Annotated in this window: 10 protein-coding genes and 2 pseudogenes; 7 read left to right on the plus strand and 5 right to left on the minus strand. The window is 72.2% G+C overall.

Features of this window, described 5'->3' with window-relative positions; translation table 11 throughout:
• The 3 genes from AOK00_RS37035 to AOK00_RS12350 form a co-directional block, all read left to right on the plus strand.
• Nucleotides 1–82 (plus strand): acyl-CoA dehydrogenase family protein (locus AOK00_RS37035; protein WP_157882129.1); only part of this gene is annotated, 82 nt, incomplete at its 5' end.
• A gap of 28 nt (nucleotides 83–110) precedes the next feature.
• Complete coding sequence (locus AOK00_RS12345; protein WP_055600366.1) at nucleotides 111–896, plus strand: electron transfer flavoprotein subunit beta/FixA family protein; 786 nt, start codon at nucleotides 111–113, stop codon at nucleotides 894–896.
• Nucleotides 897–934: 38 nt separating this feature from the next.
• Nucleotides 935–1,891, plus strand: a complete 957-nt coding sequence (locus AOK00_RS12350) for an electron transfer flavoprotein subunit alpha/FixB family protein (protein ID WP_055600367.1) — start codon at nucleotides 935–937, stop codon at nucleotides 1,889–1,891.
• Between the two features lie 93 nt (nucleotides 1,892–1,984).
• On the opposite strand, the gene AOK00_RS12355 is transcribed toward AOK00_RS12350, so the two are convergent.
• From AOK00_RS12355 to cynS, 4 genes and pseudogenes are all read right to left on the minus strand, one after another.
• Nucleotides 1,985–2,365 (minus strand): zinc ribbon domain-containing protein, encoded by a 381-nt coding sequence (locus AOK00_RS12355; protein ID WP_254047344.1) that lies wholly within the window; start codon nucleotides 2,363–2,365, stop codon nucleotides 1,985–1,987.
• A 131-nt stretch (nucleotides 2,366–2,496) separates the two neighbouring features.
• Complete coding sequence (locus tag AOK00_RS12360; RefSeq protein ID WP_055600369.1) at nucleotides 2,497–3,213, minus strand: TetR family transcriptional regulator; 717 nt, start codon at nucleotides 3,211–3,213, stop codon at nucleotides 2,497–2,499.
• A 111-nt stretch (nucleotides 3,214–3,324) separates the two neighbouring features.
• Complete coding sequence (locus AOK00_RS12365; protein WP_055600370.1) at nucleotides 3,325–4,086, minus strand: SDR family NAD(P)-dependent oxidoreductase; 762 nt, start codon at nucleotides 4,084–4,086, stop codon at nucleotides 3,325–3,327.
• Between the two features lie 182 nt (nucleotides 4,087–4,268).
• Nucleotides 4,269–4,573, minus strand: a pseudogene (gene cynS, locus AOK00_RS37040) (cyanase); the annotation flags it as partial.
• 284 nt (nucleotides 4,574–4,857) lie between these two features.
• Between cynS and AOK00_RS12375 the strand changes: the two are divergent.
• Both AOK00_RS12375 and AOK00_RS12380 read left to right on the plus strand, forming a co-directional pair.
• A complete protein-coding gene (locus AOK00_RS12375; RefSeq protein ID WP_055600374.1) occupies nucleotides 4,858–5,421 on the plus strand; it encodes a GlcG/HbpS family heme-binding protein in 564 nt (187 codons plus the stop codon).
• Between the two features lie 44 nt (nucleotides 5,422–5,465).
• Nucleotides 5,466–6,083 (plus strand): ankyrin repeat domain-containing protein, encoded by a 618-nt coding sequence (locus AOK00_RS12380; protein WP_055600372.1) that lies wholly within the window; start codon nucleotides 5,466–5,468, stop codon nucleotides 6,081–6,083.
• Nucleotides 6,084–6,173: 90 nt separating this feature from the next.
• Here the strand turns inward: AOK00_RS12380 and AOK00_RS12385 are convergent, their stop codons facing one another.
• On the minus strand, nucleotides 6,174–7,322 hold the full coding sequence (locus AOK00_RS12385) for an acyl-CoA dehydrogenase family protein (RefSeq protein WP_055600373.1): 1,149 nt from the start codon (nucleotides 7,320–7,322) through the stop codon (nucleotides 6,174–6,176).
• A 116-nt stretch (nucleotides 7,323–7,438) separates the two neighbouring features.
• Between AOK00_RS12385 and AOK00_RS12390 the strand changes: the two genes are divergently transcribed.
• Nucleotides 7,439–8,044, plus strand: coding sequence for a TetR/AcrR family transcriptional regulator (locus AOK00_RS12390; RefSeq protein WP_079041962.1), 606 nt, complete (start codon nucleotides 7,439–7,441; stop codon nucleotides 8,042–8,044).
• 127 nt (nucleotides 8,045–8,171) lie between these two features.
• Nucleotides 8,172–8,657: pseudogene (locus AOK00_RS12395) on the plus strand (ROK family protein); the annotation flags it as partial.

Genomic DNA, 8,657 nt, shown 5'->3' on the forward strand with positions numbered 1-8,657 from the left:
GATGCGCGACGCCAAGATCACCCAGATCTACGAAGGCACCAACCAGGTCCAGCGCATCGTCATGGCCCGCAACCTCCCCTAATCGTCTGTCACTTGAAAGGAGCCAGGCCGTGACCCTGAGGATCGCTGTCTGTGTGAAGTACGTACCCGACGCGACCGGCGACCGTGGTTTCGCCGACGACCTGACGGTCGACCGCGACGAGGTCGACGGCCTGCTGTCGGAGCTCGACGAGTACGCCGTCGAGCAGGCGCTGCGGATCTCCGAGGAGTCCGACGACGCCGAGGTCACCGTCGTCACGGTCGGCCCGGACGACGCCAAGGACGCGCTGCGCAAGGCGCTGTCGATGGGCGCCGACAAGGCCGTCCACGTCAACGACGAGGACATCCACGGCTCCGACGTCATCGCCACCTCGGCGATCCTCGCCAAGGCCCTGGAGAAGACCGGCTTCGACCTGGTCGTCTGCGGCATGGCCTCGACCGACGGCACCATGGGCGTGCTGCCCGCGCTGCTCGCCGAGCGGCTGAGCCTGCCGCAGGTCACCCTGCTGTCGGAGCTCTCCGTCGAGGACGGCCTCGTGAAGGGCCGCCGTGACGGCGACGCCGCCACCGAGCTCCTGGAGGCCCCGCTGCCGGCGATCGTCTCGGTCACCGACCAGTCCGGCGAGGCCCGTTACCCCTCCTTCAAGGGGATCATGGCCGCCAAGAAGAAGCCGGTCCAGGAGCTCGACCTGGACGACCTGGACATCGACGCCGACGAGGTGGGCCTCGCCGGTGCGTGGACCCTGGTCGACGCCGTGGCCGCGCGCCCGGCCCGTACGAAGGGCACGATCGTCACGGACGAGGGCGACGGCGGCAAGCAGCTCGCCGCCTTCCTCGCCACCCAGAAGTTCATCTGACCAACCGTCAGCCTGACACCCCACAGGAGCAACGAATCATGGCTGAGATCCTGGTTCTCGTGGACCACGCCGACGGTGCGGTCCGCAAGCCGGCCCTCGAACTGCTGACCCTGGCCCGCCGCATCGGCGAGCCCTCGGCGGTCGTGCTCGGCGCCGGCGAGGCCGCGGCCTCGATCGCCGCCACCGCCGGCGAGTACGGCGCGGCGACCGTGTACGTCGCGGACGGCGCCGAGTTCACCGAGCAGCTCGTCGTGCCGAAGGTCGACGCGCTCACCCAGCTCGCCCAGGAGAAGGGGGCGGCCGCCGTCCTGGTGACCTCCTCCGGCGAGGGCAAGGAGATCGCGGCCCGTGTCGCGCTCCGCCTCGGCTCCGGTCTGATCACCGACGCCGTGGAGCTGGAGGCCGGCGAGAACGGCCCGGTCGCCACGCAGTCCGTCTTCGCCGCCTCGTACCAGGTGCGTTCGACGGTCACGCACGGCGTGCCGGTCATCACCGTCAAGCCGAACTCCGCCGCCCCGGAGGCCTCTTCGGCCGCCGGAACGGTGGAGAACGTCACCGTCTCCTTCACCGGCAACGCCGCCAAGGTCGTCGCGCGCACCCCGCGCGTCTCCACCGGCCGCCCGGAGCTGACCGAGTCCGCGATCGTGGTCTCGGGCGGCCGCGGTGTCGGCGCGGCCGAGGGCTTCGCGGTCGTCGAGAAGCTGGCCGACTCGCTCGGCGCGGCCGTCGGCGCCTCCCGCGCCGCCGTGGACGCCGGCTGGTACCCGCACTCCAACCAGGTCGGCCAGACCGGCAAGCAGGTCTCGCCGCAGCTGTACGTCGCGGCGGGCATCTCCGGCGCGATCCAGCACCGGGCCGGCATGCAGACGTCCAAGACGATCGTCGCGGTCAACAAGGACCCCGAGGCCCCGATCTTCGACCTGGTGGACTACGGCGTGGTCGGCGACCTCTTCGAGGTGCTGCCGCAGCTGACGGACGAGATCGGCGCCCGCTGACCCGTCCGCTCCGGATGACGCGAAAGGGGCGGGTGATGGCACTCTGTGCCACCACCCGCCCCTTTCCGTTTCTCCCGCATCGGGTCCGGCGGATCAGATCCACCCGTCGAGGGGGACCTCCTCGCAGAGCCGGACGACCGGCCTGCGACCGGTCACGCCGACCCCCGAGGAGACCTTGACCCGGACGCCGGGGCGTACCGCGTGCAGCGGCCCGTCGACCCGGCAGCGGACGGTGAAGCCCTCCGTCATGTACACCGGCCAGAGGTCGGCGTCGGCCGCGGCGACCCCGCGCCGTACGGAAATCACGCCCTCGCCCTCGCTGAGTTCGGGGTTGAGATCGGTCGACCCGCAGGTCGGACAGAGCAGTCGCTGGAACGTCGTGGTGTGGCACCAGCGGCAGCGCTGGAAGTAGAGCTCGGCGTCGGGGCCCGCCTCCTCGGCGGCCTGGACGGCTGTCCCGCTCCTCAGTCCCATGTGGAACACGATGCCTTCTCCTTGCACTCGGCGGCTCGACCGTGCATGGAGCAAAGATATGGCACTGAGTGCCATCAAATAAAGACCTGAGTTCCCTCAATTCGAGATACCGCGAACCCCTGGGGCGGATCTCAGCTCTCGCCGAGGCTCGATTCCACCTCGCGCACCACGCGCCACATGGGGGTGGACCGCTTGGTGATCACCACGACGACGTCCTCGGCCTCCTCGGCCGGCGCGGCCACGACCGCGTCGGGGCTCCAGGTGCCGCGGACGAACTCCAGGGCGCTGTCCACCTCCGCCAGCGGGTCGCCCTCGCCTCCCGACCGGAGCCAGTGCCGCAAGGCGTGGTTGTGGGCGGCGACCACGGCCGCCGCGGCCACGTTGGCGCGCAGGGTGCCGTCCCTGCGGTCGGCCCAGCGGGTGCGCAGATAGTCGCCGAGGGTCTTCTCGTAACGCCAGACCACCGAGAGCTCGTACGTACGCAGCCCGCTCACCTCGCGGGTGAGCCGGTAGCGCTGCACGGAGAACGTCGGGTTCTCGGCGTACATCCGCATGACGAGGCGGGCGGCGCCGCAGACCCGGACCATGGGGTCGTCGGAGTCGGCGCTCGCCGCGAGGAAGCGGGTCATGTCGGCCAGGCACTGCTCGTGGTCGGGGAAGACCACGTCCTCCTTCGACGGGAAGTACCGGAAGAAGGACCGCCGGCCGACGCCCGCGAGGGTGACGATGTCGTCGACCGTGGTCTGCTCGTAGCCCCGCTCCAGAAAGAGCTGGAAGGCCGCGGCGATGAGGGAGTCCCGCATCGCGGGCTTCGTGGAGTTCGTCGACGCTGATCCGGCTGTTCCCATGGCCCCGAACCTAACACCCGTGGGGCCTCGGCGCGGCACTAGGTGCCGGATGGATCCGGCACCGAGTGCTGTCGCGAGGGTACGGAGGCCCGGAGGCGGTGGCGCCAGGGCTCAGCGGGCGGCCATCCGGAGCGCGCCGTCCATCCGGATCGTCTCGCCGTTGAGGTAGTCGTGCTCGGCGACCATCGTCACCAGGCGGGCGTACTCCTCCGGGCGCGCGAGGCGCTGCGGGAAGGTGACGCTCGCGGCGAGACCGGCCCTGACGTCCTCCCCGAACCCGGCCATCATCGGGGTGTCGACGATGCCGGGGGCGACGGTGACGACCCGGATGCCGAACTGCGCCAGATCCCGGGCGGCGGTGACCGTCATACCGGCGACGCCCGCCTTGGACGCGGCGTAGGCGATCTGGCCGATCTGGCCCTCGAAGGCGGCGATGGAGGCGGTGTTGACGACGAGACCGCGCTGCCCGTGCTCGTCGGGCTCGTGCCGGGCGATGGCCTCGGCGGCGAGCCGCATCACGTTGAACGTACCGATCAGGTTGACGTCGACCACGGCCCGGAACAGATCGAGGTCGTGCGGCCCCTTGCGGCCCAGGATGCGGGCCGAGGGCGCGATACCGGCGCAGTTCACGGCGAGCCGCAGCTCGGCGCCGTCGGCGTCGATCGCGGCGAGGGCCTCGCGGACCTGCTGCTCGTCGGTGACGTCCGCGGCGAGCAGCCGGACGCCCTCGGGCAGCTGCCCGGCGGCGGCCACGGCCTTGTCCAGGTCGAGCCCGTAGACCGTGGCACCCCGGGCGGCGAGCGCCGCGGCGGTGGCGGCGCCGAGACCGGAAGCGGCACCGGTGACGAGAGCGGCGGAGCCGGCGATGTCCATGGAACTCCTCGTTCGTGTCGTGCGGGTGCGACCCTGCCGCCGGGTTGGCCGCCGGATCGGGCGCGTGCCCGCGGAGGACCGCGCGGTCCGCGCGATCTGCGCCGCCCACCATAGAACCGCAGGCCGCCCCCCGGAAGCGGAACCAGGAGGGCCGTCCGGGGGCGCGGCGGCGCGACGGGTCGGAACGGCTTGGTCGGCAGGTACGTGCCGTCGAGCGTGGTGACCGCGCGCTCCCCGCCCTCCGGGTCGGCGGCCTTCCTCACGTCCGGCCTGAAGTTGATCGCGGAGATGGTGCCGTCGCCGAACTCCTCGTGGACGAGGGCCTTCAGCGTGGTCCCGTAGACCTGGAGCATCTCGGAGAAGCGGTAGATGGTCGGTCAGGTCGGGATGCCGTCGAGGGAGCCCCGGGTGGGGATCGTCCGCAGCGGCCGCACCGCGTCCTCGTCCGGGCGAGGAGCTCGGCGACGGCCCGCGCGGAGGGCTCGGGGCCGACCCGCGGCGTCACCCTCCTCCACCGGGCGGCCGACTACCGCGGCGCGGCCACGCGCGCCTTCACGGACCTCGCCGTCCGACGGCACGAGGCGGACCCGGACGGCGAGGGGGGTCAACCGATCGGTTGACCCCGGGGTCCTCCGTTGCGGGCGCGGGAGGCAGCCGGGACGACGACCGAGGGCGACGGGAGACGGCTCCAGGATGGAGGAGAAGCGGGTCACGGAGCACCGACGGCCCCCGCAGTCCCCCGAGTTCACTGGAGCAGACCCCATGAAGCACGTGAAGAAGACCTCGCGCACCCGTGTCGTCACCGGTGGTGCGATCGTCGCCGCGCTCGCCCTCGGTGGCTTCGGTGCCTACTCTGCGAGCGCGACCGGCGAGAACACGGCGGCCGCCCCCGCCGCCGCGGTCGCCAAGGCGGACGTCAAGAACAAGAACACCACGCGGTCCACGCACCTGACGATCGAGGCCGCGACGAAGGCCGCGCAGGCGACCCTGGACGCCGCCGAGAAGGAGAACCAGCGCGTCTCCGTGGCCGTCGTCGACCGCAACGGCAACACCATCGTCACCCTCCGCGGCGACGGTGCGGGCCCGCAGTCCTACGAGTCGGCCGAGAAGAAGGCGTACACCGCCGTCTCCTGGAACGCCCCGACCTCCGTCCTCGCCGGCCGCCTCGCCCAGGCCCCGAACCTGAAGGACATCCCCGGCACCCTGTTCCTCGCCGGCGGCGCCCCGGTGACCGCCAAGGGCGCGCCGATCGCGGGCATCGGTGTCGCGGGCGCCCCCTCGGGCGACCTCGACGAGAAGTTCGCCCAGGCCGGCGTCGCCGCCCTCGGCAAGTAACCGCGGCGCGGTACGGCGCCCGCGCCCGCACGAGGAAGGCCACCATGAACGCGCTCGACGACACCCTCCTGGCGGCCGCCGCGCACGGTGACACCGTCGCCGTCCGCGCGGCCCTCGCCGCGGGCGCCCGGGTCGGGGCCCGGGACCGCCGCCGCCGTACCCCGCTGCTGCACGCGGCCCGGCACGACCACGTCGACACCGCCCGGATCCTCCTCGCCGCGGGCGCGGACCCGAACGCCCAGGACGACCGGTGCGACAGCCCCTGGCTGGTCACCGGCGTCACGGGCGGCGTCGCCATGATGCGGACCCTGCTGCCCGCAGGACCGGACCTGAGGCTCACCGACCGCTACGGCGGTACGGCCCTGATCCCGGCGGCCGAGCGGGGGCACGTGGCCTACGTCCGGGCCGTCCTCGCGGAGACGGCCATCGACGTCGACCACGTCAACCGGCTGGGCTGGACGGCCCTCCTGGAGGCCGTGATCCTCGGTACGGGCGGCCGCGCGCACCAGGACGTCGTCGCTCTCCTCCTGGCGGCGGGCGCCGACCCCGAACTGCCGGACCCGCACGGCGACACGGCCCTCGACCATGCCGTCCGGCACGGCCTCACGGGGATAGCGACCCTTCTGAGACGCCAACACCTGTGCCGTGCGGGGCAGTTCTGAAAGACTGGACGTTCGGGGTGGTGATCCCGCTCGTTCTCATGGGTCTGGCGTCCCACCCCGGAGCGACCGGGGTGAGCCGTCGGAGCGCCGTCACGGCTGGACGAGCCCCCGGCTGATCACCAGGCGCTGGATCTGGTTGGTGCCCTCGAAGATCTGGGTGATCTTGGCTTCGCGCATGTAGCGCTCGACCGGGAAGTCGCGCGTGTAGCCGTAGCCGCCGAGGACCTGGACGGCGTCCGTCGTGACCTTCATGGCCGTGTCGGTGGCGATGAGCTTGGCCGCGCTGGCCTGGCGGCTGAAGGGCCGGCCGAGGTCGCGGCGGCGGGCCGCGTCCAGGTAGGTGGCGCGGGCGGCGTCGACTGCGGCGGCCATGTCGGCCAGGAGGAAGCCGAGACCCTGGTGGTCGATGATCCGGCGTCCGAAGGTCGTGCGCTCGTTGGCGTACCCCACGGCCGCGTCGAGGGCGGCCTGGGCGAGGCCCGTGGCGCAGGCGGCGATGCCGAGGCGGCCGCTGTCGAGGGCGCTGAAGGCGATCTGGAGGCCCTGGCCCTCGTCCCCGACGAGCCGGTCGGCGTCGAGGAGCGCGCCGTCCCAGTAGGCGGAGGTGGTCGGGACGGCCTGGAGGCCCATCTTGCGCTCGGGGGCGCCGAAGCTGAGGCCCTCGGTGGCGCCGGGGGCGAGGAAGCAGGAGATCCCGTGGCTGCCGGGGGCGGTCCGGGCGAAGAGCGCGTAGAAGTCGGCCCTGCCGCCGTGGGTGATCCACGCCTTGGTGCCGGTGATCCGGTACCCGCTGCCGTCGTCCTGCCGCTCGGCCTTGCAGGCGAGGGCGGCCGCGTCGGAGCCGGCCTGCGGCTCGGAGAGGCTGTAGCCGCCGAGGGTGCGGCCCTCCAGCATCTCGGGCAGCCAGCGCTCCTTCTGCTCGGTGGTGCCGAAGGTGTGGAGCGGGTGGCAGGCGAGGGTGTGGACGCTGGTGGCGACGGCGACGGCCGCCCAGCGAGCGGCGAGCTCCTCTAGAACCTGCAGGTAGACCTCGTACGGCTGGCCTCCGCCGCCGTACTCCTCCGGGTACGGCAGTCCGAGCAGTCCTGCCTCGCCGAGGGTGGCGAACAGTCCTTCGGGGTACTTCTCGGCGGCCTCGTGCTCGTCCACCAGCGGAGAGAGCTCCTTGTCGGCGATCTCCCGGGTGAGGGCGATGAGGTCCGCTGCCTCGGGGGTGGGAAGCAGGCGGTCGACATCCATGGCGACTCCAGCGGCGCGCAAAGTGGTACTGGGGCAGGTACTGCAGTACCGCTTAGAGTAGCGCAGGCGCGAGTCCCCGTAACCCCCACGGAGCATCGGCCTGGAATACTGGCCAGGTGATCGAGACCTCAGCCGCCGACGCCCCGAAGCTGACGGGCCGCGGTGCGGCGCGCCGCTCCGCCCTCTTCGAGGAGCTCGTCGCCCTCCTCGTCGGCGAGGGTTTCGCCCGGCTGACGCTCGACGATCTCGCCGCACGCCTCCGCTGCTCGAAACGGACCCTGTACGGCCTGGCCGGCAGCAAGGAGCAGCTGGTCCGGGCGGCGGTCGTGCACTTCTTCCGGCGCGCGACGGCCCGGGTCGAGGCGGTTCTGGCCGCCGCGACCGACCCCGCCGAGCGGCTCGCCGCCTACCTCCGGGCGGTGTCGGCCGAGCTGGCGCCGGTCTCGCCGCAGTTCTTCGACGACGTGGCGGCGTTCGAGCCGGCGGCGGAGGTGTACGAGCGCAACACGCGCGCGGCGGCCGGCCGGGTCCAGCAGCTCATCGAGGAGGGCGTCCGGGCCGGTGTCTTCCGCGAGGTCCACGTGACCTTCGCGGCCGACGTCATCTCCTCGGTGATGGTCCGCATCCAGCGCCGCCAGGTCGCCGCGGCGACCGGCCTCGCCGACGCCGAGGCGTACGAACAACTGGCCGAGCTGCTCCTCAGCGGCCTCCGCAGGACCTGAGGCCGTGTTCATGTCCTGAAGGACTCAGAGGCTTATTTCAGGATGTGAGTTAAACCTCAAGAGAAGGACGCGCCAGAGGTCCCGACAGCGGTATGTTGCGCTCAGGACTACTTCACCTGGGGGCCCAGTGACCATGCGGAACGGCCGCACCGTGCGTGACCTGCGACGCGAGAACCGCACCGCTGTCCTTCAGCGCCTCTACTTCGACGGGCCGCTGAGCCGCTTCTCACTCGGCCCGGCGACCGGACTCAGCTCGGGCTCCGTCAGCAACGTCGTCGCGGAGCTCGTCGCGGAGGGCCTCGTCGAGGAGGCGGGCAGCGTCGACTCGGCCGGCGGACGCCCCCGTACGCTGCTCCGGATCTCCCCCGGCAGCGGCTGCATGATCGGCGTCGACGTCGGCGAGACCCGGATCAGGATCGAGCTGTTCGACCTCACCCTCACCGAACTCGCCCGCACCGAACGCCCGTTGGCCGTCGACAGCCCGAACCCGCACGACCGGTACGAGGTCGGGGTCGTCGTCGGCCATCTCCGGGAGGGCATCGCGGAGGTGCTGCGCATCGCGGACGTGCCCGCGGAGCGGCTCCTCGGGGTGGGCGTCGGCGTGCCCGGTATC

It is taken from the genome of Streptomyces aureus (assembly GCF_001418135.1).
Classification (GTDB): domain Bacteria; phylum Actinomycetota; class Actinomycetes; order Streptomycetales; family Streptomycetaceae; genus Streptomyces; species Streptomyces aureus_A.

Coding starts and splice junctions, on each gene's coding strand:
- AOK00_RS12385 (WP_055600373.1), bottom strand. CDS start 7,322: ATGGATGTCGACCGCCTGCTTCCCACCCCCGAGGCAGCGGACCTCATC.
- AOK00_RS12365 (WP_055600370.1), bottom strand. CDS start 4,086: ATGGACATCGCCGGCTCCGCCGCTCTCGTCACCGGTGCCGCTTCCGGT.
- AOK00_RS12355 (WP_254047344.1), bottom strand. CDS start 2,365: ATGGGACTGAGGAGCGGGACAGCCGTCCAGGCCGCCGAGGAGGCGGGC.
- AOK00_RS12360 (WP_055600369.1), bottom strand. CDS start 3,213: ATGGGAACAGCCGGATCAGCGTCGACGAACTCCACGAAGCCCGCGATG.
- AOK00_RS12380 (WP_055600372.1), top strand. CDS start 5,466: ATGAACGCGCTCGACGACACCCTCCTGGCGGCCGCCGCGCACGGTGAC.
- AOK00_RS12350 (WP_055600367.1), top strand. CDS start 935: ATGGCTGAGATCCTGGTTCTCGTGGACCACGCCGACGGTGCGGTCCGC.